Consider the following 26029-nt stretch of genomic DNA (forward strand, 5'->3'; position numbering starts at 1 on the left):
CGATCTGCTGCACGGAGCTCGCACGTTTGCCGTCCGGACCAATCAGCGTGTCCTCGATGCCGACGCGCACATGGAGGCCCAGCGCGATGGCCATCGTGTTCATCGGCACAACATTGCGGCCCAGCGTTTCGATCGTGAGCACGGCACCATCCGGCGTGCGGCGCGCGAATTCCAGCATGTCGGCTGGATGCAGCCCTGCAGCGCCACCACCGATGGCCACGTAGTTGAGATTGAGCGGACCGCTATAGACGCCCTTGCGGATCAGGCGCTCGAGCGTTTCGAGCTGCGCAAGGTTGCCCAGCATGAACTGCGGCTGGATGCCGGCGGCAGCCAGCCGCCGGATGTGCTCGACATGCCACGACGGATTCGACGGCGAGACCATGTCGCGATAAGCCGCCTGCAGCGCGGGGTTCATGAACGAGGTGCCGGCGATGTCGGCCTCGGTCAGCAACTCCATGATGTTCATCTGGCCCGTGTTGATCGCCACGGTCACCTGATCCGGGCGCGGGCTCAACTCTGCGAGCATGTGGCGCGTGTCGTCGTTCGCCCATTTCGCCATCTCGCCGTCGCTTTCCGGTGCGAACGAGATCGAACCGCCGACCTGCAGGATCATCTTCGGCACCGCGTCGCGCAGAAGGGCAAGCATCTCGTTGAACTTCGACAGACGCTTGCTGCCCTTGCCATCCTCTTCGCGCACGTGCACGTGCAGCACCGTCGCGCCTGCGTTGTAGCAGTCGACGGCCTTCTGCACCTGTTCGTCCATCGTGACCGGGATATCGTCCGAATCACCGGGGATCCATTGCGGCCCGTAGGGCGCCACCTGGATGACGAGTTTCTCCTGATTTTCAGGCAGCAGCGAATCGTCCATGAAATGCATGATGTGTCTTCCTTATCAAGAATGGGGTGGGTGTGTGGGTGGCGTCAGGCAGCGGCCGGCGCACCGGTTACCGTTGCCTGCTCAAACGCGGCCAGCTCCTCCAGCAGGATGGGTGCGCCGAGACTGGAGGAATGAATGCCGAGGACACTGACGGCCTGCAGGACCGCTGCGATCTCTTCCTTCGTGGCACCCAGTTCGAGCGCCTTGCGGATATGCCGGCGCGTGCCCGGCGCATACATGTGCGTGCAGGACGCATCGACCGCGATGGCAAGGAACTCCAGCACCTTCGGTTCAAGCACCCCGGACATCATGGTGTGTGCACCCATCGTCATGAACTTCTCGGCCCAGACGGGATCGAGTTCGGCAATGGCATCCCACGCAGGATTCCAGTTGCCTGTGGCGCGCAGCTGGTCGCACACTGGTGTGGCGCTGCGGTTGACGTCATTGCTCATTGCATGTCTCCTCTGGATGACTGAAGGAATCGGAAGATTGCCAGGTGGTGTGTCAACGGGGACAAGTATCCGGTTCCGGCAGGAAGGCGTTTGACGGATTGGGGCAAATAATTTACATTCTGGGACGCTACGGGAAAACGATATGTCCTATCTGCTTCGCAGTGCAGCCCTTACCAATTACGTCGAGGTGGCCCGGTCGGTGGGGCTCGATCCCTATCAGCAGCTGGGCGACGCGGGCATTGAGCGCTCCGTGCTGCTCAACCCCGACATCATGATTCCGGCCGCGGCGGTCGCGCGGCTGCTGGAGACCTCGGCCCGGGCCGCCGCCGTCGAGGATCTGGGGCTGCGCATGGCGGAGACCCGCCACATCTCGAACCTCGGCGCGCTCGGTTTTGTGATGCGTGAACAGCCGACGCTACGAAAGGCGCTGGAATCCGCTGCGCACTATCTTCGGCTGCAGAACGAGGCAGTGGTGATGCGCATCGAGGAATCGGAGGGCCTGGCGGTCATCCGCGAGGACATTGTGGGCGGCATACCGGGTTCGATGCGTCAGGCGACGGAGCTGATACTGGGGGTTCTCCACCGCATACTGGACACGGTGCTGGGCACCGCCTGGAAACCGCGCGCCGTCTGTCTCACGCATGATGCTCCGGCCGGCACCACGATCCATCGGCGCGTATTTGGCGTAACCGTCGAATTCAACCAGGACTTCGACGGCATTGTGTGTCTCGCCTCCGATCTTGACGCCGCGATCCCCGCCTACGATCCGGCCATGGCGCGGCAGGTGCGCCGCTACCTGGATTCGATGCTGCTGCAGTCCAGCGCGACGATGCCCGACAAGATCAGGAAGCTGATCGTTGCGCTGCTCCCGTCAGGCGCCTGCTCGGTTGACCGGATTGCCCAGCATCTGGGCATGGATCGCAGGACCGTGCATCGCCATCTCGCACCGTACGGCGAGAGCTATCTGTCGATTCTCGATTCGGTAAGGGTAGAGATGGTGATGCGATATGTCGGTAGCGGCAACCGGCCGCTGTCTGAAGTCGCGTCGCTGGTTGGCTTCTCCTCGTTGAGCGCGTTTTCGCGCTGGTTCAACGGACGCTTCGGTTGCAGCGTTTCGACGTGGCGCCGCAAAAAGGTACAACGAAACGCCAGTGCCGACGATACGGTCGTCTAGCGGGGAAGTGCATTGGTCTGTGAATTTGTTGTGCAGGATGGCCAGTCTGGTCGAGGATGCGACGCACTTGATCATCGTTGGAAGGTCCGTTACCCGCGCTGAGCCGACGTTTGAATGTCCGCCTGAAAGCGCGTTCGAACGGCCGTTGGTGGTCGACGATCAGAGCCCGACGACCGAGCGCCAGGATGATCTCCTGTGTGCGCTCGATACGAATGTGCTAGCGACGCGACTCACTGCGATCAGGGGCAATCCCGGCCGGTGCATTGTCCGGACCGAAAATAAAGTCCCCAAGAATGGGTACGCCTGGTGGGGCGGGTTCGCGGCCCTTCATCTGGAAATTGATGGATCCACAGCCGCAGGGGCAGCACCACGGCGTCACTTCCGCAACTGCGAGTTGTTCAAGAAACTCTCGCGCCGTCGGCTCGCCGTGCTCAAGCATCAAGCATCCAACGAGCGAGCGACATCTCTGACACAGACAGCGGACGGTTTTGTTTGAGAGAACTCATGGAATGAGAATGCTGGATTGCATGCCATGACAGGGATTAACAGGGGGCTCCTTGTTCGAATCCGTTCTTAACTGAACGATCCGTCCGCGTGGTCATCGCCAACGTGCGCGGCGATGAACATGGCGACGGCCGACCGGCAATAGGATTCGATTTCGTTGTCGTCCTCTGCTCTCGCCTTATCGAAGCGTGCGATAAGCAGCAGATCGGATCCTTTGAAAAGCGCGGCAAACAAGCGGGCGGACCTGAGAGCATCGGGTACGTTCAGAACCGCTTTCGCGTGCAACTGACTTAACAGGGCCTCGATCTGGGCGATGACATAGGCGGGCCCGGCTTCGTAATGGAGCTTGCTTAACGACTTTTGATTCGTCTTGTCGGCCAAGACCATGGCTTCGACACTGCGGACGTCCGGGCTCAACAGCGTGCGAAGCAGGGATGATCCCACCGCCATGAGTTGCTCTTCGGCCGAACCGTCGACGCCTTCAAAAAGGGCCTGCGGGGCAAACTGATGGCAGTGGGCCGCCATGGCCGCGCCGAACAGCGCCTCCTTGCTCTCGAAGTGCCGATAGATGCTGAGCTTCGATATCTTCGCCCGCTGGGCGACCTTGTCCATGGTCGTCGCTTGAAACCCCAATTCCACAAAGAGTTCGCAGGCGGCGTCGACTATCGTTTGGCGAAGCGCCTCGTTGGTGGGCCGGCCACGCCGGCCCTGGCTGTTTTCGTTCACGACAATTCCAGTACTTGACAGTATTCAAATTCTTGCGCTACGATACCACGCAGTATCTTAAATGCACAAGCCAAGGGTAGGTTTCAACCGGTTGTCCAAATCAGGTTTCCTCGGGCCTCCCAGAGATATCGAGTGCGGCATTGTCCGGCCGCTCAATACAGCCGTGGGCAGCTTTCTCGCCAATCCTGAATCCCTGCTTGCTCACAGTCTCAAGCTGGTATCGCCGGACGATATTGCGCACCACGCCCAGCCCCCTCAATCCACAACACGGAGCCCGTCACCATGGATGACGTCATCATCATCGGCGGCAGCTTTGCCGGCCTCGCCGCCGCCCTGCAACTCGGCCGTGCCCGCCGCAAGGTCACCGTTCTCGATACCGGCCGGCCGCGCAACCGCTTTGCAGGCCACTCGCATGGCCTGCTCGGCCACGATCACAAGCCGCCGCTGGACATCCTGGTCGAGGCGCGGCAGCAGCTGGTGCGCTATCCAACGATCAGGCTGGTCGATGCGCGGGCCGAGAGCGTGTCTGGCGCCATCGACGATTTCTGCGTCGTCACTGACGATCACGAAAGCCTTAGGGCGCGCCGCCTGATCCTGAGCTATGGCGTCGCCGACCAGATGCCTGATGTTCCGGGCTTTGCCGAAAGCTGGGGCATGTCCATCGTGCCCTGCCCCTATTGCGACGGCTTTGAAGTCGCCGGCCAGCAGTGGGGCCTCGTCTGGTCCGGCTCGCAGTCGCACCAGTCTGTCAGGCTGTTCCGCGATTGGACCGACAAGCTGACTGTCTTCGCCGATGGCCATGACATAGCGCCCGATATCCAGGCCGATCTGGCGTGCCGCAACATACCTGTCGTCGATGGCTCGATCGTCGAGATCGCCCATCACAACGGCCATATCGCCACCGTCAATCTCGATACCGGTCGCAACGTCGCGGTCGACATCCTGTTCGCCCAGCCGCGCAACAAGCCGTCCGCAAGCCTGCATGAATCACTGGGCCTCGCGACGGTGGATACGCCTACCGGCGTCGTCATCAAGGTCGATGAGCGCCGCCAAACCATCATGCCCGGCATCTACGCCGCCGGCGACCTTACCACGCCCTTCTTGCCCTCGGTCACTCAGGCATCATCGCAGGGCGCGATGGCGGGTATCTTTGCCCAGCAGTCGATGTTGGTTTGAGAGGCGGATTCCCTTCTCCCGTTGCGTCGTCGCTGTCGAAAAGGTCGGCGGGCTCAGGCGCCGAGACCGGTGCCGCCTGGCGCCCGACCGACCACACGCAGGTCTTGCGCCTCATCGCAGCTGGGGGCGGGTTTGTTCGAGACGATGCGCACCTTGGCATAGGCTCGGCTCCCCGTTGCCTCGAACTAAGGGTAGCTAGTTAAGAACGATTCAGAACAAGGAGATGACATGGCAAAGGAAAATGCCTATCAGGTGGCCGACTGGAATGGTCAAAGCGGGGAGCGCTGGGTCGCCAACCAGGCCCGGCTCGACGCCATGGTGTCGGTGTTCGGCCAGGCCGCGATAGAAGCCGCCGCGCCCATGACGGGCGAGCGCGTGCTGGACGTCGGCTGCGGCGCAGGCGCGTCGAGTCTGGCTCTGGCCGCCCGCGTCGGCGCGGGCGGCCACGTGCTCGGCGTGGATATATCCGAACCGCTGATCGGCCGGGCGCGCGCGCTAGCGCCACCGGAAACGCCGGTCCTTTACGAGGTGGCCGACGCCAGCAGCGCGGAGCTGCCCGAGGGCGCGTTCGACATCCTGTTCTCGCGTTTCGGGGTGATGTTCTTCGACGATCCGACAGCGGCGTTCGCCCATATGCGACGCGCGCTGCGCCCGGGCGGGCGGGTCGCTTTCGTCTGCTGGCGCAGCGCGGCCGAGAACGATTGGGTGCGCCTGCCGATGGGCGCGCTCAAGGGCATCCTCCCCCCAAGCGCGCCGCCTGATCCAGAAGCGCCCGGCCCATTTTCGTTCGGCGACCGGGGGCGGGTGTCGCGCATCCTGACGGCAGCCGGCTTCGCCGATATCGCTATCGCGCCCTTCGATGCTTCCGTCCCGTTCGGCGAGGGCGGGACGCGGGACGCCGCGATCGACGACGCGGTGAAGATGACGCTCGAGGTCGGCCCGCTGTCGCGCGCGCTCGCTGATCGGCCCGACGACATCCGCGCCCGCGCGTCGGCCGCGGTTCGCGCCGCCTTCGTGGGCCTGCCGGGCGAGCGGTCGGTGATGATCGACGGCGCGGCGTGGATCGTCATAGGACGCAATCCGGCAAGCTGACAGGGATTAACAGGGGGGAGACGCCCCCGCTGGGTTGGTCACCCAACGATATCGACGCCCGGGCTCGTGCCTGTTACAAGTCCGTGCGGCGACAGTTAGTGCGCATCTACGCCCATGGACACCACGCGTGCAACACGACCGCTGCGCGCCACCTGGCGTCGCCGCTGGCCGCCTGCGCGACGACGCCGTTTTGCTCGTCGCACATGCGTTTTCGCGATGGCGTTGCAAGTGGGAAGGCGTGAGTACACCGGGTTGCCTGTTACAGCGTCCCGCGCACGGTGCGCTCGGCCTTGCCGTCTGGCTCTCGATCGATGCACCGGTTGCACGTGCGTCCTGGAGCCGGGCGGCCAGTCAGTGGCTGACATTGCATCTCCTCGTACAGGCCCTGGCTGTCAGGGATTCCGGCGGTTCTCATGACGATTATCTGGCAGGCGCTTCGCTAGCTCCGGCGTCGTGTATCCGCGATTTGTGAGGGGCTTGAGCCCTTGCCATTTATGCACGAACATCGACGCGAGACTTAAGGGAAGACTGCGATGAATCGCAGCTACGAGACAATGATGGCCTTACGCCTGAAATCTGCGTTGAGGGCGACATCATCATCGGAACTGGCAAGCGCAAGCAGACGACGCTGGCTATCTGGCCGCCGTGACTTCATGACGAAGGCCGATGCACTAATGGCCTGATACACCACGGCCCGAAGGATTATCGACTGAGGGCGAGATTATTTTGTAGTCCCAGGGGTAACGAAAAGTGGCGCCTACGCGTGAAGGCTGAGGTCTCGGGATATCCCTGCGGTGTGGAGGGCTTGCTTCCCGTTCCTTCATCGATGTACACAGCGTGCATTCAGTGACGATCGTGCAGAGAAGGCAAGAAAACAACGTGCCTTATACTGCAGGGACGCGACGATCCTCCGATACTCGCGCTCGTGTCCTTTCGCGGGCGACGGTGGTCGTCCCCCAATATTGCGGGATCTTCGACGTCAGGACTATTCAGGAAAATTCCGGGTCGGCCAACAAGCGTCCGGAGAGAACCGGGGAACTTCTTGCACGGCACTTACAACCCGTGGCTGATGGCGCTGTCGCTGGTGGTGGCGACGCTCGCCTCATACACTGCGCTTGATCTCTCCGCGCGCATTGCGTTGCTGACGCAGTCGCGGCTGCGTCATGCATGGCTCGCGGGAGGTGCCGTGGCGATGGGCGTCGGCATCTGGTCGATGCACTTCATCGGCGTCCTTTCATTTTCCCCTGCCAATCCCGATCGGCTACGACTTCGCGATCACGGCGGCGTCGCTGGCGATCGCAATCATCGTGTCGTGGTTCGCACTCCATGTCATTACGCGCGCGAAGCTGACGCCGCCGCGTCTGGCCGCCGGAGCCGTCCTGATGGGGCTCGGTATTGCGGGTATGCACTATACCGGCGACGCTGCAATGAAGATGCAGCCCGGCATCGTGTACGACCCGGTGCTCTTTGCCGCGTCGATCGGCATCGCAATCGTTGCGTCCGGCGCGGCCCTCTGGATCGCGCAGTCGCTCAGCGCCGCGAGCGTGCGGCGGGTGATGGCCAAGCGTACGGTTGCGGCATTCGTAATGGGCGTCGCGATTACCGGCATGCACTACACCGCCGATGCAGCGGCCACGTTCCTGCCCGGCTCGGTTTGCGGCGCAGCCCAGGGCATCGACCTTCGATGGCTGGCAACGACCGTGACGCTGTTCACATTCGCCATCCTGATCGTCACGCTGATCCTTTCGCGCTTCGATGCGCGGACCGCGTTCCTGACCGGTTCGGTTTCCGAGCTCAATGGCCAGATCGTGCGCATGGCGACATTCGACACGCTGACTGACCTGCCGAACCGGCGCGCACTCACGACGCGGATCAATCGTGCGATCGATACTGCACGCCGCAATTCCAGCAGGTTCGCCGTCCTGTTCATGGACCTGGACGGCTTCAAGACGATCAACGACTCGCTCGGTCATACGGCGGGCGACGAAGTCCTGAAGGCTTTCGCGCAGCGGTTGCTGCAGTGCGTGCGTGACCACGATACGGTAGCTCGGCTGGGTGGCGACGAATTTGTGGTCCTTCGGGAAGACGTCGGGTCTGCTGGAGAAGCCGCACGGCTGGCCCAAGCCGTGCTTGATCGCATGCGCCAGGGTGTCTGGAATGACGGTCAGCCGCTCCAGGTGACGCCGAGCATCGGCATTGCGCTTTTCCCTCGCGATGGCGAGACCGTCGAAGCGTTGCTCAAGCACGCCGACGCCGCCATGTACGAAGCCAAGCGAGGCGGGCGCAGCATGTACCGGTTCTTCGCGGTCGCCATGAAGGAGGCGGCGACGCGTGCGCTTCAGGTCCAGCGCGCGTTGCATGACGGGCTCGGAGCCGGGTACTTCGAAGTCCACTTTCAGCCCAAATTTCGCGGAACAGGCACCGAACTGGCCGGCGCGGAGGCGCTCCTCCGGCTGAACCATCCCGAACTGGGGGCACTCATGCCGGAGGAGTTCATCCCGGTTGCGGAGCGCTCAGGCCAGATCAGGCAGATCGGATACTGGGTCGTGCGCGAGACCTGCCGTCAGCTCAGGCGGTGGCAGTCCGAAGGACTGCCCGACGTCCGTGTGGCGATCAACCTGTCTCCTCGCCAGCTGGCCCAGCCGGATCTGGTGGCAACGATTCTCGATATTGTCCGCGCGGAACAGGTGGAACCTGACCAGCTCATATTCGAGATCACCGAGACGGTGGCAATGCAGGATGCGGCACGCGCGACTACGGTGATCCACGAATTCCAGAACAACGGCTTCGAGGTGGCGATTGACGATTTCGGCACGGGCTACTCGAGCCTTGCCTACCTGCAGCGTTTTCGGGCGAAGCAGCTGAAGATCGACCGTTTTTTTATAAACGGGCTTGACGAACATGGCGCGGAAGGCAGCGCAATCGTCTCGGCAATCATTGGTCTGGCGCATTCGCTCAAGATGGAAGTGGTGGCCGAGGGCGTCGAGACTGCGTCCCAGCTCGAGCATCTCCGCTCACTGGGGTGCGACGAAGTGCAGGGTTTCCTGCTCGGCCGGCCGCTACCCGCGGCTGCGTTTGCCGCGCTCCTGCCGGCACGCCAGCATCGCCTCGAAGGGGACCGGACTACTGCCGTCGAGTAACACCCGGATCGGCGATTGACGATCTGGCTCGGGCGCCCGGCTGTTGTCGCCATGCTCCGGCTTCAGCGCTGCACGATCAGCGTCACGCGCCGGTTCAGCGCGCGGCTCGCGGGGTCGTTGCCTGCCACGAGCGGGAAGTTGTCGGCGCGGCCAATCGCGGCGAGCCGGTGAGGCTCGATGCCGCGCTCGACCAGAAAGCGCACCACCGCGCCCGCGCGCGCCGAAGAGAGCTCCCAGTTCGAAGCGAATTTCGCGTTCGCGATCGGCGTGCTGTCGGTGTGCCCTTCCACGAGGATATTGCCCGCCGGCGCCGCGCGCAGCACCTCGGCGATACGGCCCAGCACGCCAAGCGAATCGGGCAGCAGCGTGGCATCGCCCGCGTTGAACAGGATCTTCGCGTTGATGCCGATCTCCACGCCGCGCGCCGCCGGCACGATCGTGATCTCGCCGCGCTGGCGCAACGTTTCGAGCGCGGCGAGCAATGCCTGATCGACGGCGGGCATTTTCACGGCCGCTGCCGCCGTGTTCGTAGATTGCGCTGCCGATCGTATTTCGGATTCCTTATGCTTCGCCAGCTGCATCGCGTAGAGCGCGAGGAACAGCACCATCAGCGTCGTGATCAGGTCCGCGTAGGAGATGAGCCAGCGGCCGGAACTCGATTCGCCGCCCTCGTCCTCGTCGTGATCGAATTGTGCCGTGAGCGGCAAATCTTTATCGGAAAGCATGGGCGGTCAGCTCGCGCGCGTCGTGTCCAGCGCCCATACGTTCGCTTCGCCCTGCAAACCGCCGCGCTTGCCGCCCACCTCGCCAGCGAGGCGCGTGGCGATCGTATGGGGCGACTCCTTGCGCGAAATGGCGAGCAGGCCGTCGAGATAGAGCTTGCGCAGGCGCAGTTCGCTTTCGATATGCGCGCGCATCTTGCCATACAGCGGCAGAAAAACCAGGTTCGCGAAAGCCAGGCCATAAAGCGTGGCGATGAAGGCCACGGCAATGCCGGGCCCGAGTTCGGCAGGCTCGATCAGATGCCCCGTGACCTGAATCAGGCCGAGCACCGAGCCGAGAATGCCGAACGTGGGTGCATAGCCGCCCGCCTGCTGCCACACGCGCGCCGCCGCCATGTGCTTGCGCCCGGAGGCTTCGAGTTCGCGCTGGAGCGCATCTTCGAGCACGGCGGTCGACACACCGCTCGCAAGCAGTTCGAGCCCGCGCCGAGCGAACGGATGAATGCCCTGCAGATCCATCGACTCGAACGCGAGCAGACCATTGAGCTTGGCTTGATCGCCCCATTCCAGCACGGCGGCGAGGCTCGCTTCATCGACGCGCGGCGCCTTCACGAAGGCCATGCGCAATTGCTTGATGGCATCGAAGAAACGCGCCCACGTGTTCTGGATCATCACGGCGCCGAGCGTGCCGCCCAGCACGATGGCCAGCGCCTCAGGCTGAAGCAGCGTGACGAAATGGCCGCCTTCGAGCGAGAAGCCCGCGACTACGGCGAGCGCGCCAATGGCGATACCAATCAGGGTAAGCAGATCCATGCGCGTCTCCCAACTCAGCGATCCGCCTGGCGTCCGCCAGGCGTCTTGAGTGCACGCACCGCTGCAAGCAGGCGCTGCTCGATATCTTCGACTTCCACAGGATCGATCTTGATGTCGCGGCGCATGACCCACGACACTTCGTTCTTGCGTGCGTCCGCCATCACGGAGAGCAGGCGCTCGGATACGGCCGGATCCTCGATCGAAGCGAGCAGTTTCGCGAGATCGTAGGTATCGAGCGCGCTCACGGCTTCGAACAGCGTACGCTGATCGACGAACAACAGATCGTCGAGCGACTTGAGTTCGCCCGAGCCTCGGCCCGTGCGCTTCGAGAAATACGCCGCGCCCTTTTGCTCGACGAAGTTGAGCACCTTCGACTTGCGGAACGCGAAGACCTCGTCGGCGATTTCAGCGTGCGAGAGCTTGTTGAGAATGACCTTGCGCTCCACGCCGATCAGCGCTTCGAGATCGCCCAGCTCGATCAGTTCGAGTTCGCTGTTGATCGACACATCGAGATCGCTGTCCGCGACCTGCGTCGCGCGCTCCACGATGCGCACAGGGTCGAACGTCACCACCTGGCGGCCCAACGCGCCTTCCGCCGCTGCCGCGTTGTTGGCGAGGTGCGTGGCCTGCCCGCTTTGCATCGCGACGAGATTGAGCTTTTCCATGCGCCGGAGCATGGCCATCACATGCGGACGCGAATGGCCGGCCACCGCACGGCATTTCTGCACGACGTCGGCGAGCGGCACGCTCACTTCGACGCCGCTCGCGCCGTGTCGCGACCAGGTATCGCCGCCTTCGGCGCGATCGCTCGCGCCTGCGATCAGCGCGAGCACATGCGCGTACGACAGCACGCCCGGCATGAAGTCGGCATGGGTGTAGGTGGCGAGCAAATCGTCCTTCGCCTTGACGCGCCGCGTGAGCGTGCGCACCACATGGCGCAGCATCGGCGTGACGCGTTCGAGTTCCTCTTCGATGAGGCTCGCCGGCACGACGGTCAGTTGGCAAAAGCTGAGCGCCTTCGCCGTGTTCGGTCGCGGTTCCGCGCCGAGCAACGCGGTCTCGCCGAAAAATTCGCCGCGTCCGAGCGTGGCCATCACGACTTTCTTGTCGTCGCAGCGCGTGGAGATTTCGACCTTGCCGTCGGCGATCACGAAAATCAATCGTTCGCCTGCAAAGCCTTCCGAATAAATGATCTCGCCCGGCGCCGCCGTACGCGACCATGTTTGACTGCGATTCAAGTTCTATCCCCGGAAAACGATTCCATCGCCCGCATTTGTCTGACTATCTTATGCGTTTGCGAAGTGAGTGCTATGAGCCGCGTTTACGGCGTTTTCCAGGACGTTCTTGAATCAGCTTGCATAGTTGGCACGCGTGGAAAGCATGGCGTAAGTGTGCGTGGTGTGCCATTGCGGGCGACCCAGATTGACGTGCGCTTCATACAGTTGGGTGAGACGTCTCAGTCGAGGGACGTCCATGTATGTGCCTGCTAGCGCAGCGCGCCATGGAGGCGGACTTCGGCGAGGGCAATGGTCTACCGGAATCAGCGACGTTCGCTACGGGAGATAGGGCAAGACTGGGTGTAGTCAGTGCGGCCAGTCCTCGTTCGCCGTCCCCCTGTGACAGGCATGAGCTCTCCGGTTCCCCGGCGAGCGTCCAGCACTCGCCGTTATCGTCAAAAGCTCTCTGATCTCGGGTGGCTTGCCCCGGTCTGAAGATGCTATGTCTTCCGCAACCTGAATACAAAATCCACTTCGACTGACGCGCCCTTCGGTAATTGCAAAACGCCAACGGACGTTCGCGTGTGCACGCCAGCTTCGCCAAGGACAGCGCAAAGCACGTCGGACGCGCCATCGGCGACTTCGCTTTGCATCGTGAAGTCAGGCGCACTGCGTACGAAGACATTGATGCGCAGTACGGCGGCTATCACGTCGAGCGTCCCGCATTGCTGGAAAATCAGCGATAGGGCACGAAGTGTCGATATCGCTGCTGCACGTCGCGCGTCGTCCAGGGAAATGTCGGCTCCTGCAATACCCGCGAAGCGAACGACGTCGCCGATGCGGGGAATCTGGCCAGCGATGTAAGCGTCGCTGCCGTTGATCAGCACCGGCGTGTAATTTCCGCCTACCTTTATTTTGTCGCGCGGATCAAAACCGGTGTCAGCTGCGAGGCGCAGCAACGTCTCATCCCTTGTCATGGCGGCCCTTCGAGCACGGTGCAGTGTGGAAGACCGAGTGTACGTGCTTATGCGCAATCGCGTCCGCGATCATCGCGACCTGCATCGCCGCAAGCTTCGTGACCGATGGGCCGTTCTGCCAGCTGTACCGGAGATCTGTTTCAACGGCGTTACACCAATATAAAAAATCTTCACCGGCAAATGACCAATTTGTATGAAGAAATAAATCATGCCGCCGATAACTACGTTGTTACCGCTCTGTGCCGCCCTTGCGGTCGCACCATGCCAGCGCCAGGCGCACCATGAGATTGGGCTTGCAGGTGTCCGTCGAGTCAGGTCGGGGTTAACGGACCTGTCGAATTTGTACCGCGACCAAACTGCGCGCCGGTCCGCTTATCTATTTTTTCACCCTTAACACAGTGGATCATGAATTTCGGCAACATGAAACTTGGCACCAAACTGATCAGCGCTTTCATCCTGGTTTCGGCGATCAGCGCTGCGGTCAGCGGGATCGGTCTGCGCAACATGGCGCAAATCAGCGCGAACGCAGACAAGACCTACCGACAGGATCTTGTCGGACTGAACCTGATCCAGCAGGCTAACGCGGACGTCCTGCGAGTTGGTACGTATCTGCGCAATGCGGTGCTGGCCACAACGGCCGAGCAGCGGGCTGGCTCGCTGGACCAGGCTGACAAGGCACTGGCCCAGGCGCGCGATCACCTCAACCAGGCAGAACCCCTTGTCTATACCGACAAGGGGAAGGCGACATTCGCCGAGCTTGACCAGGGCTGGCAGGACTACATCCAGGCCTTCAACGAAATGAAAGGCAAGATCAGTTCGGCCGCGTTGCAGGATCGGGATGGCCTGACTGAATACATGCTGGGTGAGTACCACACGAAGGGTTTCAGGACGCTCGTCCTGATGGGCAACCTGGTTGCCCTGAAGCAGGGCGACGCGCAAAGGACTGCCGACGCCAACGACGCCGTGTACGACGACGGCCGGAATCTGATGCTTGTCCTCGTGGCTATGTCCGTCTCGATCGGCATCGGTGTCGGCCTTTGGATGATGCGTAGCGTCACCCGGCAACTGGGTACGGAGCCTGCGACCGCTGCCGCCGTGGCCAGAAGTGTGGCTGCGGGTGACCTGAACGTGAGCATTGACCTGCGCGCCGGTGACACAAACAGCCTGATGGCATCGCTGAAGTCCATGTGCGAGGCGCTGTTGCGAGTCGTGTCGGACGTACGCGAAAACGCCGAAGGTGTCGCGACTGCGAGCGCGCAGATCGCGCAGGGCAACCTCGATCTGTCGAGCCGCACCGAGGAGCAGGCCGCATCGCTCGAAGAAACTGCGTCCAGCATGGAGCAACTGACCGCAGCGGTGCGCCACAACACGGACAACGCAACGCAGGCTGCCACGCTCGCAGGTACAGCCTCGGGCGTGGCGCAGCGCGGCGGCGAAATCGTTGGTCGCGTCGTCGAGACGATGCGCGACATCTCCACGAGTTCGACCCGAATGTCCGAGATTATCGGCGTCATCGAGGGCATCGCATTTCAGACCAACATCCTCGCACTGAATGCAGCAGTCGAGGCGGCTCGCGCAGGAGAACAGGGGCGCGGCTTCGCCGTCGTTGCAGGTGAGGTCCGCACGCTCGCGCAGCGCAGTGCGACTGCCGCGAAGGAGATCAAGGAGCTGATTTCCGATTCTGTTCAGCGGGTGGAAGCAGGTTCGAGGCTCGTCGAAGAAGCAGGCGGCGCAATCCGGGAAGTCGTGCAATCGGTGAAGCGCGTGACGGACGTTGTAGGCGAAATCTCGTCGGCATCGAGCGAGCAAAGCACCGGGATCGAACAGGTGAATCAGGCGGTCAACCAGATGGACCAGGTCACACAGCAGAACGCGGCACTCGTAGAAGAAGCTTCGGCCGCGGCCCAGGCAATGGCACAGCAGGCGGAGAGCCTGCGCAAGACGGTGGCGTTCTTCAGGAACCGTGGCGAAAGGACGATTTCATCGCGCGAGACGAGGCCGCAGACGGCGTTCCAGGGGAGCGCACCGCGACGCCTTGCTTCTCCTCCGGCAGCAGCAACAAGGCCTGCGTCGATGCCAGTCCCATCGGAGCGCGGGAGCAAGGTATTTGCTGCTCCCGCTACCGGGACATCGGAGTGGCAGACGTTCTGAACGGGACTGCGATGCCGGGGCGAGGAGCCACACTCGCCGCGCGCAGCGGTCCAGGTCGACCGGTAAAAACGACCCACGATGACGTGCGCTGTAAGGTCATCGACAGCCATAAGAACCGCCTCCGCGGCGCAGGCTGCGCCGGCGAGTGAAGGTGCGGTCGGAAGAGAACTCATGGATGGAGACAAGCGTGCCCGCGATTTCAAGAGCGCGGACGTAACGCGGGGCACGACTGCATGGAAAGAGCAGCGTGCTAAAGGCCATCCTGCTGTGTCCAGAGAGGGGTTAGCGCCGGCTCGGGTAGGTTGCAAGCCGCCAGGCCGTGTGTCAGCTCATGCTGGAATGCGGTGGGGTTCGAGAATCGACTTCCGACCAGATCGTCAACTAGCAACATGAGATCATCCACGCCACTCAACGTATCAAAAATCATTGTCAAGTCGCTGGAGTCTGCAGGAATCGATCATGTGTTCCTGGTTCCCGGAAAGCTGATTTATCCGCTGCTGGGTGCAATTGATGATTCGCCTTCCATTCGCGGCATCGTTGGCGCTCATGAAACGGGCAGCGCCTTCATGGCCGATGGCTACGCACGTGCCAGCCGCAAGTTCGGCGTTTGCGCAGGCATTTCCGGTCCGGGCACCATGAACTTCGTGCCCGGCATGGCGGCCGCTCAGGCCGACCAGATTCCGATGCTCTATATCGCGGGGGGCATCTCGTCGAGTGCGGAGGGTAAAGGAGCCTTCCAGGATGCGACGTCAGGTGGCATCTTTGAAAGTGGCGTGGTCAGAGGGCTGATGACGGACGTGGTCGAGCTGAAGAACAGGGAAAACGTTCAGGCTGAGCTGCGTCGTGCGACGGAGGGCCTGAACTGGATGCGTCGGGCGCGATCATTCGTCAGTATTCCTGTCGACATTCAAAGGCAGGATGTACCTCCCGGCCCGCAGATAGCACGGCAACCCTACGCCCAGCACGAATTCAATATGGGCGAAGTTCCGCCTGACCGTACCGCACTGGAAGCCCTGTGCCACCTGTATCTGCTCCAGTCGAAGAAAGTCGCGTTTCTGGTTGGGAGTCGCGGGAATGACGCGCAGACTGCGAGGGCGCTTCTTGAGGTTGCGGAAAAGTTTCACGTTCCGGTTGCGACGACGCTGGCAGGCAAGGGCGCATTTCCCGAGCGACACAAACTCGCGCTCGGCATATACGGCTTCTCGAGCCATTCGCGCGCGGCACGTGTGATCCATTCGGACGAGCTTGACGCGCTCGTCGTATTCGGCAGCGATCTGAACCAGCGTGACAGCATGAACTGGAGCAGGAAGCTGACCGAGGGGAAGGATCTGCTTGTCTTCGATGACAGCTTCGATCACCCGCCGATGGGACACATTGCCCAGCGAAACATTTTCTCGGGGATCGGAGCCAGCTTCCGGTTGCTCGCCCGGATGAACACGGGCGCCCACGACGGGTTCCAGAAAGTGCTCGAAAGAAGAAGGGCATGGGTCGCCGGGCTCAGGCAGATTCCCCTCTACGACAGCCAGTTCGAGGACTTTGCCACGAGAGCTTCCAGCGGCAATGAGCCGCTTTATCCTGGCACCATCATCAAGCGCCTGTGCCAGCTGTTGCCCAGCGATAGCAACGTCGTGGTGGATTCTGGTGCCCATCGTATATTCATGGCCCACTACTGGCTGACGTCGGGCATGGGCAACTACTTTTCATCCAGCTCGCTCGCGCCGATGGGCTGGGCTATCGCAGCCGGAATCGGCGTAAAGCTTGCGGCGCCCGAACGCCCTTGCGTTGTCGTCACGGGCGACGGTTGCATGATGATGCACGGAACGGAGATTCAGTCGGCAGCTCGCTACGGCATCAAGGTAATCTATGTTATCCTGAACAATGCTGCGCACGGCGCAATCCATATCGATGCGATGAGGGGCGGTCTGATTTCGGAGCAGCACGAGACTGCCCCGTCATAGCTGGACCGCATTTGCATCGTCGCTCGGTGTGGCGGCACGCGTGGTTAACGGAATCGACGAGCTGGATGAGGTTCTCAATGAAGCATCTCAATATGACGGTCCGTTCCTGATTGAAGTGATGACGGGAGTCTTTCCCGCACCGAACCGGTACTACTCGGAAGCGCAGGCGTGTTGACGGGCAACGACCCTGAGGCCTTTCGCGGTCCCCTCGAACACTGCCCGCCGGGAAAAATGCGTCATGACGCGAGAGCTCAGCGGCGTGCAGGGCTGCTGCCCGATATATCGAAGGTTTGTTTCGATGGCGCGGCATCTGCAGTGTTGATGAGTCTCAGATGCGTGCGATCTCGCACAATTTTTCGCGCGGCATCGGTCGACATAGTGCGCCCCCGCGCGTCGCCGCCCGCAGAACCCTCAGTGCTCTGCCGGAGGATGGATTCGTTTTCTCATTGGTGTAGGGATGCGACTACGCTGAGAAATCGCTGAACCGTTTGCGGATCGAACTGCGAGCCCGCTCGGTTGACAATTGCGTCCACGGTTTCGCTGTGGGGACCCGAACGCTTGCCGGCCCTGGGCATAGCGGATCACGTCGTAGGCATCCAACAACGATACAACCCCTGCCAGGGAAATTGACGCGCCGCACGGCCAGTCGAGCCTGAGCCAGACCCAGACGCGTGCTTTCGTGGCAGGGAATCCTGTGCGGGTCGACATGCGCTCAGATCAATGCCATACGCATAGTACGACGATCGATGCGGCAAGCAGCAATGCGCCGAGGACCAGCCAGTTGTTGGGTGTCACGAGTGGCACCCGCTTCTCCGGGCCGAAAGTCGTGAGGGCACTACCAACTGCGGAAAGTGGCTTCGGGCGTGCCCGAAGTGCACTACGCCCGGTATGCTCGACGTGTGCCTCATGAACCGTTTCCCCTGGGTGGATGTCGTTCTATGGTGCCAGATATCCCAATATATGGGAATTTAAATCTGTGGGGGAACGGCGCCTCAAAGCTGGCATTTCCGTGATTGCCTCCCCTCGGCTGACATGAAAAATGGAAGATGGGGATAACGGGGTTGTGTGTGCTCGCGCATGTTTTAGGGGCCCATTTTGCGGATAATTCATTCGCGCACCGGGACCCGGATGCAGAAGACCGACGAAAGAGACGAAACGGGGTAGCAGGAGACCAGGACCAGAAGCCAGAAATTTGCGACGCGGTTTCGCTATCGCGTCAGGATCGTTCAGCCGGGCCCGCGTGGGTCCGGCATTTTTTGCGCCGTCTTGCCTTACTGTCGCTCGCCAACTTTTGCAGAGCGTAGACGATGACGGGGGCTATCGGCGAGCGTCCTGCCACGCCTCGGCGGGGCGCGTCTCCCCCAGGCGGGCACTAAGCTCCCGAAAAGTTGATGGAATCGGACACGCTGGGGCGCAACATCGCGTCCGGCGTTCGTTTCAGTTCCCGTCGTCAGCTGCGCGCAGCCCGTTACGTTCGGACAGGAACCGGAAAGTTGCTTCGTTCAGGGTGGTCGTCAGCATCCGGACATCGCGACCGTCCTGGCCCGCCGCCTCGCTTTCGTGGAAGTACCGTTGGAAGAGGCGGCGCGTGGCCGCCATGGCCCGGTACGCATCACAGAACTCGTCGAGCTCTCGGTTCACAATACTTCCCCCTGATGCAAGGCCTGAACGTGTGCGTCCCAGGTACCGGAATCTGCACCCGGACGTATCGCCGAAATCGCCACCGGGCAACGGGGTGGGCCGGCCTGCCCATGGGGCCCGTCTTCTACGCACGCTTCCGCCAAGACAGCTTATCCGGATCGCAGGTGACGCTTAGCCGCAGCAACGCGCGGCGTTCGTTCCGGATCGCATCGCAAAGCAGTCGACGATGGGCGACAAGATTTCGAAGGATTGCCTGCATCGTAAGCAGCAGTTCCCCGGCCAGCTGGGTGTCCAGCCCGGCAGCTCGATATCGCGCGAGGCGATCTTGCTGGGCGGAAACGAGATAGCCGGCGATGCGCAGGTGATCGTCGGCAAGACGCAGACGACGACGTTCGTCGACAATCGTAAGCATCGGGTTCTCCTTCTGGCCTGGCTCTGACCTGCTTCGTCGGCAGCGTCGGCGATTCGGGTTGCGATTGTGTATTGGCAGTGTATGGCTGCAAGCGCTTGCGTGGAAGGAAAACGAATATTATCCAGTTGCAGGGCCCCACCACGCGCGCTGCTGCATCGACTGGTGGTTTCGCGCTTGGGTAGAGCGGTGTCTTCAATGGATTCGGGGAGACCCGGCGCCCGGATGCGGTCTCTGAACTGGCAAGCAGCAGGAACCAGTGGAGAGACCTGAGCGCACGCGTCTCCCAGGATGCCGGTGCCCGTGGAGCAACGCAGTATCGTGCGACGATCGTGGGCTGATCGCGTACGGGGGCCATGGCTGCAATGATCCAGCAACCGCAAACACCCAGTGATGATCGCGATCATGGAAGAAAAAGATGGATTTGGCGGGCCGCCGTGGGCAAAACGGCGTGCTGCCGCTGCGCAGATGCTCGAAAAAGGCCATTCCATCCAGCAGGTCGCGGCCACACTCGGCCTTAGTCGCGCGACGGCCCGCTGCTACGCTGCCTTGTACAACGCCGGCGGAAGCGGGTCCCTGCAACAGATGGGCGATGTGGGGCGCCGCAGGCAGCTTCCGGAAAATGGGACGAACTGGCTCATTGCCGCGGTAAAGCATGCGCCGTCTCTACACGGGTTCCCTGACCCCTGGTGGACCAGGGAAGCCATTGTCGAACTCATTGAAAGGCAGTTCGGCATCCGGTACTCCCGTTCGCATGTCAACCGGCTCATCCGGGATCATGGCTTGTGCGAACATGTCATTTCCGCCAGGAGGCAGCCTGCGGTCAAGTCACCGGCCCGGCGTCGAGCGTGACGGCGATCACGTGCCGCGCCGCGCGACGCCGTGCGCGCCCGCAGCGACTGTTTGCTGACCGCCACGGTTGCCCAGCCGGCACGGTGGAGTGCGTGCGTGGCAGATCCGCACGGTAGAGCCCGCGTCTGCACGCAGCCAGGAGGCAGCGATGCGCCTGGCAGGCTTGTGCGGAATACGCCTGACCGGACGCCGGTCTGGCGATACATTCTCACTGAGACCGCAACGATGTACCCTTGGGCGTGCAAAAGGAGGGATCACTTTCCGTTGGCGTCGCTTTGCACCGACGCGGGCTCTCTCCGCCGGTGCGAAGCAATGCCGTCCTGGTAGCGAAGGAGGCGCACCGGCATGGAAAATACCGACGAGCCGAACACACGATGGGAAGCGCCGTTCTGGGCGGCACGGTGGATAGAGGCGACGACAGACTATTCGGTTTTCGCACTGACGACCGACGGTCGTGTCGCCAGCTGGAATCCCGGAGGTAAAGCAATCTATGGCTATTCCCCGGACGAAATCCTAGGCTCTCCATTACCCGTCCTTTACACGGACGAGGACCGTCGCGTGGGGGTACCCGACAGCGTGCTGCGCGACGCCCGGCAGAAGGGTCGCTGCGAAGCAGAAGGCTGGCACGTGCGCAAGGACGGAAGCCTGTTCTGGGCGAGCATGATCATCACGGCGCTGTGCGACGACGCCGGTGGGCTCCTGGGCTACGGCAAGATCGTGCGCGACGTGAGTGACAAAAAGCGCGCGCACGACGCGGTGGTCGAAAGTGAGCGACGTTTCCGGATGCTGGTGGACGGCGTAACGGATTATTCGATATTCATGCTCTCGCCTGAGGGGCACGTAACGAACTGGAATCAGGGCGCGCGGCGTATCAAGGGCTACGCGGCGGAGGAAATCATCGGCGCGCACTTTTCGCGCTTCTATACGCCCGAGGACGCTGCGGCAGGGCTGCCCCAGCGAGGACTGGAAACGGCGGCACGCGAAGGCCGTTTCGAATCCGAAGGCTGGCGCGTGCGCAAGGACGGCAGCCGCTTCTGGGCGCACGTGGTCATCGACGCGATTCGCGACGACAACGGCGCGCTGGCAGGTTTTGCGAAGATTACGCGCGACATCACGCAGCAGCGCGAGACGGAACGCGCCCTGGAAGAAACGCGCATGGCGCTGTACCAGTCGCAGAAGATGGAGGCGATCGGCAAACTTACCGGCGGTGTCGCGCATGATTTCAACAACGTTCTGCAGGTGGTTCGCGGCAATCTCGAACTGATCGAGAGCCGGCTCGGTCGGGAGAGCCTGGTACGGGAACGTCTCGACAAGGCGATCGACGCCGTCGAGCGAGGGGCAAAGCTCGCCTCGCAGCTCCTTGCGTTCGGGCGACGCCAGCCATTGCAGCCAGTCGTCGTCAACCTTGCAACCGCGCTGCGAAACATGGACGACATGCTGCGCCGGGCGCTCGACGAAACGATCGAGGTTGAAACGGTAATCGCAGGCGGCCTCTGGAACACCTGTGCGGACGTCCATCAACTTGAAAACGTCATTCTGAATCTTGCGATCAACGCCCGCGACGCGATGCCGGACGGTGGGAAACTGACGCTCGAGCTTGGCAACGCCATGCTGGACGACCATTATGTGGCCGGACTGCAGGACGTGCCGGCGGGGCAATACGTGATGCTTGCGGTGACGGACACGGGTGTCGGGATGTCGGCCGATGTACTGGCGCGGGCAATCGATCCGTTCTTTACGACAAAGCCTGAAGGCTCCGGTACCGGCCTGGGTCTGAGCATGGTGTACGGCTTTGTCAAGCAATCCGGAGGACATCTGCGCCTCTATAGCGAGGTTGGTCACGGCACGACCGTCAAGGTTTATCTGCCGCGCTCGGCAGGCAGCGCAACAGAGCGGCCGTTGACCGCCGATGCGCCACTGCGTGGGGGAAGGGAAACCATACTCGTCATCGAGGACGACACGAAGCTGCAATCGACCGTCGTTGACATGCTGGGTGGGCTGGGGTATGCGGTCCTGAAGGCTGATGACCCGCAGCAGGCACTGGCCATTATCCGCAGCGGCGTGCATATCGACCTGCTCTTCACCGACGTGGTCATGCCAGGCCCGCTGAAGAGTCCGGACATGGCGCGGCAGGCTCTTGAAATGCTGCCGCACCTGAAGGTGCTGTTTACCTCCGGTTATACCCAGAACGCCATCGTACATGGCGGTCGGCTTGACGACGGCGTCGAGCTCATCAGCAAGCCGTACAGCCGGGATCAGCTTGCGCGGAAGATCCGGAACGTGCTGGGTACGCCGGGCACGGACCTCGAAGCGGCTGGCGATGCAACGATCCATGGTTCCGTGCCGCCCGGCCCGTTGCGCGTGCTGGTGGTCGATGATGACGCGGGCTCGGCAGATGCCGTGGGAGCGCTCCTGGAATTGCTCGGGCATCGTCCGGAGCTGCACAGCTCGGCCGAAAGCGCCGACGATGCACTGGGCATGCAGGAATATGACGTCCTGCTGACCGATGTTTCGTTGCCCGGTATGTCGGGCGTCGATCTGGCGCGGAAGGCGGTGCAAGCGCATCCTGATATTCGCGTCATTTTCGGATCCGGCCTGGACGTTCCGCTGACGGGACAACTGCCGTTCCTGTGGCGCGCGCTGCGTAAGCCATACACGGCCGAGGAACTCCGCAGGGCGCTTTCCTGATTGCGAACGCGCGTCCCGCATCGGGGCGTGACTGACGGTCGATGTCCCGATCAAATAAGCGACTGAAGCCCAGCGAGATTGCTGCCGGACTGGCCCGCGGGCACCCGCCTCCCAGGTTGCCGAGCCGCCCCTTGTCTCTTCCGCGCATCGGGCAAAAAAGCGGCCGCCACGTCTGGAGGATGCGGCGGCCTTGAAACTCATGCACCCGCGTTGGCAGGCGTCGGGAGGCGCGGAGTCGGTGCGACCCATATTGAAAAATAGCAGGGCGGGCGCTGGTCATCCACGTTCTCGTGCTTCGTCGGCAGCGTTAGCATGAATCTTGTCGTTGACGAGACGTCGGACTCACCACCGGGGAGCGCAAAAAAATCGCCACATCCTCGGATGCTCCTGCCACAGGATCCGGGGGCTGGCTCATGGGCTGGGCCTCCCGGCGGTCGCGGACTGGGGGACGTGGTGCCTGGCCCAATCAGTAGCCTGGATTGCGTCGCTTCAATATTGATCCGATGCGGCCAATTCCGCTCGCTTCGAGCGATGACAATGATCGCATCAATTGTCGTGGCCGACCCGAGAACATGCGCTGACAGATTGAACGAATCGCGGATCACGGGCAGCTACGCGTCAGCGGCGTCTTCGTAGCAGATGCCGGTCACGTCCTGAATCAGGTGCGTGCGCTCGACTATCCAGGCATCCAGTGGCGCAAGTCCGCTCCCGATTGGCGGCGTCATGCCGTCAAAGTCGACGCAGGTTCATTTGCTTCTGTTCGCCTGTCGGAGAAACGAACTGGAAGGTGATTTGCAGATAGCATTCCCGTTCGTGATGGCGTGCGATGTAGCCCGGGGCGTTGACTGTACTTTTGTCGCAAACCTGCTCAGGCCGTCCCTGCGAGTGCGAGCGCAGCCAGCGCGGCGATCAATGCCGGCGGCATGACCACGAGGCCCAGCATGAGGAACTGGAGGCCTCGCACTTCAATTCGCTCTCGCCTCAGCGCCTGCAACCAGAGAATGGTGGCAAGCGACCCGGTTACCGATAGATTCGGCCCGAGGTCGATACCTATCAGCACCGCGTTCAATACCTGACTGGGTACGTGAGCCGCGGCAGTTGTGTAGCCCGCAATCAACCCGGCTGGGAGATTATTGATGACGTTGCTGGCAAGTGCGACCGTCATGCCCGAAAGCGCGCTCGCGTACCTCACCGAATGCAGCGACAGGATTCCGACAGCACGGGCGAGCGAGTCGATGGCCCCGGTTCGCTGAAGGCATTCGACAAGCACAAAAAGACCGGCAACCAGCGGCAATACGGACCACGAAATCTCTGCGAGACAACTCCAGAGGAACCGCCGTTTCTGCATACTGACGCCAAGGAAAATGACGACTCCTGCTGCGAAGGTCGGCCACCCCAACGATACCCCAAAGGCGGAAGCAGCCAGCATGACAGCTGCCATCATCGTGATACCCCAACCGGTTGCCCGGCCGGCCGCAGAAAGGTCGGGGACGTCTGCTTCCTTTTCTATGTCGTGGACCAGTCCCGCACGCAGCAGGAAGCGCAGGGCGACATAGGTGAAGACAATCGACAGCGCCGACGGCAGTGCAAAGCGCGCAAGCCATTGTCCAAGCGTCGGCATGTGTTCGCCAAAGATAACCAGATTCGCGGGATTCGAGATGGGCAGGACGAAACTGGCTGCGTTCGCAACGAATGCACAGGCGTACAGGTATGGCACTGGACTTTCGGCGCGGACTGCCCGGACAACGGCTAGCACCGCGGGAGTCAGGACCACGGCGGTTGCGTCGTTGGACATCAGGATGGTCACGACTGTGCCAACGCAGTACAGCAGGAAAAAGAGGCGCGTCGGCGAGCCATCTGCTTTCCGGGCAGCGAGCACCGCCAGGTAGTCGAACAGCCCTTCCTTACGCGCAAGTTCCGAAGCCAGCATCATGCCGGTGAGGAACAGATAGACATCCGTTCCCTTGCCAATGGCGTGCAGGGCCTCCAGCCACGATAGCTGGCCGCAGACGCAGAGCAGCAAGGCGCCAAGGACGGCCCAGATGGCCTCGGGCAGGCGAAAGGGTCGTGTAATGACCCCCAGGGTCGTGACAGCCGCAATGGCCCAGACCGGAAAAGCGGAATTGAGGATGGCGTTCATTCTGCGCAGTTCGTTGTGGAGCGAGGCGAGCCGGGCACGCTCAACGCATGTTCGGGTGGCACAGGAGCCGGGTCGTCGTACTCGCGGGTCTCAGGCATGAATAGCGCGAACAGGGCGAACGCAGCGATGGCCACCGTCGCAAGTGCCAGAAAGCCCGCCGGGAAGCCGAGCCGGTCAACGACGAAGCCGCCGGTCAGATTGCTCAACCCGGCACCGATGCCGACCGCCAGTGATATGGCGCCCTGGCCCAGACTGAAGCGTCCGGTTCCGCGCATGAGGTCCGATGCAATGACGGTGGCGATAACCCCGAAGATGCCCGCCGAAATGCCGTCCAGCAGCTGGATGGCAACGACCGCGTACGGGTTGTCTGTGAGTGCGAAGAGCAGGCCGCGCAAGGGCAGCACCGCAAGCGCCACCAGGAAAATCTTCCGGCGGCCCACGCCCGCCCGCACTGCGCGGCCCACAGCGGCAGCCACGACCACCATCACAAGCTGGGCAGCAATCATGCATGCGCCCAGCGCGACGACGTCCTGGCCAGGCGCCGCCCTGGCTATCATTTGCCCTGCGAGCGGCAGCATGGCGGCGTTGCCGAAATGAAAGAGCACGACAGTGGCGAGGAACATCATGACGTCCCGCCGCTGGACGAGTTCGGAGAGCGGCACCGGCCGGCCCCTGCCTTCAGCCGTGCGCAATACCTCACCGCCCCGCGCCAGCTCATGGTCAATGTCGGACGGCCGCACAAGCAGGACCGTCGTCGCGCTAGCGGCGGCGAACATGCACACCAGCCAGAAGAGCCACACGGTTCCCGCATACTGTCCAAGCATGGCGGCCAGTACGGCTGCGGTCACGTTGCCAGCATGATTGAAGCCCTCGTTGCGGCTGACGCGCGCAGCCAGCATCCGGTGTCCCACCACACCAAGACTCAGTGCGGCAAGGCTCGGACCCACGACGGCGGAGACGAGCGCGAGCGCGACCTGCGTCACCAGAATGACGGGCAGCGTGGGAAAACGGGCAATCAGCAGGCAGCCCGCCGCGACGATGCCAGCGGACAGGGCAATGACGGCCCGCTTTGCCCGTGTGGCGTCCACCAGCATCCCGGCAGGTATCTGGCTGAGCGCGGCGGCCAGGCCGCTCGCGCCCATGACGAGTCCGATATCAGCCGACGACCAGTGCAGGGTGCCTTTCAGGAAGACAGCGAGGAACGGTCCGATGCCGTCGCGCACATCCGCCATCAGGAAACTGAGTGCGTCGAGCCCCCTGAGGCTTCGTGCCGACGGGGAACGGCCGCTTTCGCGATGACTCGTGTCGGCGCGTGGCAAG

At 62.3% G+C, this 26029-nt stretch carries 18 protein-coding genes and 1 pseudogene; 9 read left to right on the forward strand and 10 right to left on the reverse strand.

What is annotated here, in order from left to right:
• Both AB4Y42_RS40700 and AB4Y42_RS40705 read right to left on the reverse strand, forming a co-directional pair.
• On the reverse strand, nucleotides 1-877 hold an 877-nt coding region (locus AB4Y42_RS40700), incomplete at its 3' end, for a 3-keto-5-aminohexanoate cleavage protein (protein ID WP_368697458.1).
• Nucleotides 878-921: 44 nt separating this feature from the next.
• A complete protein-coding gene (locus tag AB4Y42_RS40705; protein WP_368697459.1) occupies nucleotides 922-1329 on the reverse strand; it encodes a carboxymuconolactone decarboxylase family protein in 408 nt (135 codons plus the stop codon).
• Between the two features lie 142 nt (nucleotides 1330-1471).
• Between AB4Y42_RS40705 and AB4Y42_RS40710 the strand changes: the two genes are divergently transcribed.
• Complete coding sequence (locus AB4Y42_RS40710; protein ID WP_368697460.1) at nucleotides 1472-2503, forward strand: AraC family transcriptional regulator; 1032 nt, start codon at nucleotides 1472-1474, stop codon at nucleotides 2501-2503.
• A 573-nt stretch (nucleotides 2504-3076) separates the two neighbouring features.
• Here the strand turns inward: AB4Y42_RS40710 and AB4Y42_RS40715 are convergent.
• Entirely contained in the window at nucleotides 3077-3733 is a 657-nt protein-coding gene (locus tag AB4Y42_RS40715) for a TetR/AcrR family transcriptional regulator (RefSeq protein ID WP_368697461.1), read from the reverse strand.
• A 282-nt stretch (nucleotides 3734-4015) separates the two neighbouring features.
• Here AB4Y42_RS40715 and AB4Y42_RS40720 point away from each other — a divergent pair, with 282 nt between their 5' ends.
• The 3 genes and pseudogenes from AB4Y42_RS40720 to AB4Y42_RS40730 all read left to right on the forward strand — a co-directional run bounded on the left by AB4Y42_RS40720 (nucleotide 4016) and on the right by AB4Y42_RS40730 (nucleotide 9141).
• Nucleotides 4016-4909 carry an NAD(P)/FAD-dependent oxidoreductase gene (locus tag AB4Y42_RS40720; RefSeq protein ID WP_368697462.1) on the forward strand — a complete coding sequence of 298 codons (894 nt, stop codon included), beginning with the start codon at nucleotides 4016-4018 and terminating at the stop codon, nucleotides 4907-4909.
• 228 nt (nucleotides 4910-5137) lie between these two features.
• Nucleotides 5138-6001 (forward strand): class I SAM-dependent methyltransferase, encoded by an 864-nt coding sequence (locus tag AB4Y42_RS40725; RefSeq protein ID WP_368697463.1) that lies wholly within the window; start codon nucleotides 5138-5140, stop codon nucleotides 5999-6001.
• A 1042-nt stretch (nucleotides 6002-7043) separates the two neighbouring features.
• Nucleotides 7044-9141, forward strand: a pseudogene (locus AB4Y42_RS40730) (putative bifunctional diguanylate cyclase/phosphodiesterase).
• 62 nt (nucleotides 9142-9203) lie between these two features.
• On the opposite strand, the gene AB4Y42_RS40735 reads toward AB4Y42_RS40730, so the two are convergent.
• The 4 genes from AB4Y42_RS40735 to AB4Y42_RS40750 all read right to left on the reverse strand — a co-directional run bounded on the left by AB4Y42_RS40735 (nucleotide 9204) and on the right by AB4Y42_RS40750 (nucleotide 12870).
• On the reverse strand, nucleotides 9204-9866 hold the full coding sequence (locus AB4Y42_RS40735; protein WP_368697464.1) for a flagellar motor protein MotB: 663 nt from the start codon (nucleotides 9864-9866) through the stop codon (nucleotides 9204-9206).
• Nucleotides 9867-9872: 6 nt separating this feature from the next.
• On the reverse strand, nucleotides 9873-10676 hold the full coding sequence (locus AB4Y42_RS40740; protein WP_368697465.1) for a flagellar motor protein: 804 nt from the start codon (nucleotides 10674-10676) through the stop codon (nucleotides 9873-9875).
• Between the two features lie 14 nt (nucleotides 10677-10690).
• Nucleotides 10691-11914, reverse strand: a complete 1224-nt coding sequence (locus tag AB4Y42_RS40745; RefSeq protein WP_368697466.1) for a Crp/Fnr family transcriptional regulator — start codon at nucleotides 11912-11914, stop codon at nucleotides 10691-10693.
• A gap of 479 nt (nucleotides 11915-12393) precedes the next feature.
• The gene (locus AB4Y42_RS40750; RefSeq protein WP_368697467.1) at nucleotides 12394-12870 is read right to left on the reverse strand and encodes a RidA family protein; all 477 of its coding nucleotides are present in this window, start codon (nucleotides 12868-12870) and stop codon (nucleotides 12394-12396) included.
• Nucleotides 12871-13275: 405 nt separating this feature from the next.
• Here AB4Y42_RS40750 and AB4Y42_RS40755 point away from each other — a divergent pair, with 405 nt between their 5' ends.
• Complete coding sequence (locus AB4Y42_RS40755) at nucleotides 13276-15021, forward strand: methyl-accepting chemotaxis protein (protein WP_368697468.1); 1746 nt, start codon at nucleotides 13276-13278, stop codon at nucleotides 15019-15021.
• Between the two features lie 389 nt (nucleotides 15022-15410).
• Nucleotides 15411-16979: a thiamine pyrophosphate-binding protein gene (locus AB4Y42_RS40760; RefSeq protein ID WP_368697469.1), complete on the forward strand. Its 1569-nt coding sequence runs from the start codon at nucleotides 15411-15413 to the stop codon at nucleotides 16977-16979.
• Between the two features lie 1437 nt (nucleotides 16980-18416).
• Here the strand turns inward: AB4Y42_RS40760 and AB4Y42_RS40765 are convergent.
• A complete protein-coding gene (locus tag AB4Y42_RS40765) occupies nucleotides 18417-18620 on the reverse strand; it encodes a hypothetical protein (RefSeq protein WP_368697470.1) in 204 nt (67 codons plus the stop codon).
• Between the two features lie 226 nt (nucleotides 18621-18846).
• Here AB4Y42_RS40765 and AB4Y42_RS40770 point away from each other — a divergent pair, with 226 nt between their 5' ends.
• The 3 genes from AB4Y42_RS40770 (at nucleotide 18847) to AB4Y42_RS40780 (ending at nucleotide 22569) form a co-directional block, all read left to right on the forward strand.
• Entirely contained in the window at nucleotides 18847-19059 is a 213-nt protein-coding gene (locus AB4Y42_RS40770) for a hypothetical protein (protein WP_368697471.1), read from the forward strand.
• 363 nt (nucleotides 19060-19422) lie between these two features.
• Nucleotides 19423-19881: a winged helix-turn-helix domain-containing protein gene (locus AB4Y42_RS40775; protein ID WP_368697480.1), complete on the forward strand. Its 459-nt coding sequence runs from the start codon at nucleotides 19423-19425 to the stop codon at nucleotides 19879-19881.
• Nucleotides 19882-20226: 345 nt separating this feature from the next.
• Nucleotides 20227-22569, forward strand: a complete 2343-nt coding sequence (locus AB4Y42_RS40780) for a PAS domain S-box protein (RefSeq protein ID WP_368697472.1) — start codon at nucleotides 20227-20229, stop codon at nucleotides 22567-22569.
• Between the two features lie 868 nt (nucleotides 22570-23437).
• On the opposite strand, the gene AB4Y42_RS40785 is transcribed toward AB4Y42_RS40780, so the two are convergent.
• Together AB4Y42_RS40785 and AB4Y42_RS40790 are read right to left on the reverse strand one after the other, a co-directional pair.
• Nucleotides 23438-24709, reverse strand: coding sequence for an arsenic transporter (locus tag AB4Y42_RS40785; protein WP_368697473.1), 1272 nt, complete (start codon nucleotides 24707-24709; stop codon nucleotides 23438-23440).
• Complete coding sequence (locus AB4Y42_RS40790; RefSeq protein ID WP_368697474.1) at nucleotides 24706-26028, reverse strand: MFS transporter; 1323 nt, start codon at nucleotides 26026-26028, stop codon at nucleotides 24706-24708. The genes AB4Y42_RS40785 and AB4Y42_RS40790 overlap by 4 nt, the downstream gene beginning before the upstream one ends.
• Nucleotide 26029: the final 1 nt, after the last annotated feature.

This window comes from Paraburkholderia sp. EG286B (assembly GCF_040965655.1).
Taxonomy (GTDB): domain Bacteria; phylum Pseudomonadota; class Gammaproteobacteria; order Burkholderiales; family Burkholderiaceae; genus Paraburkholderia.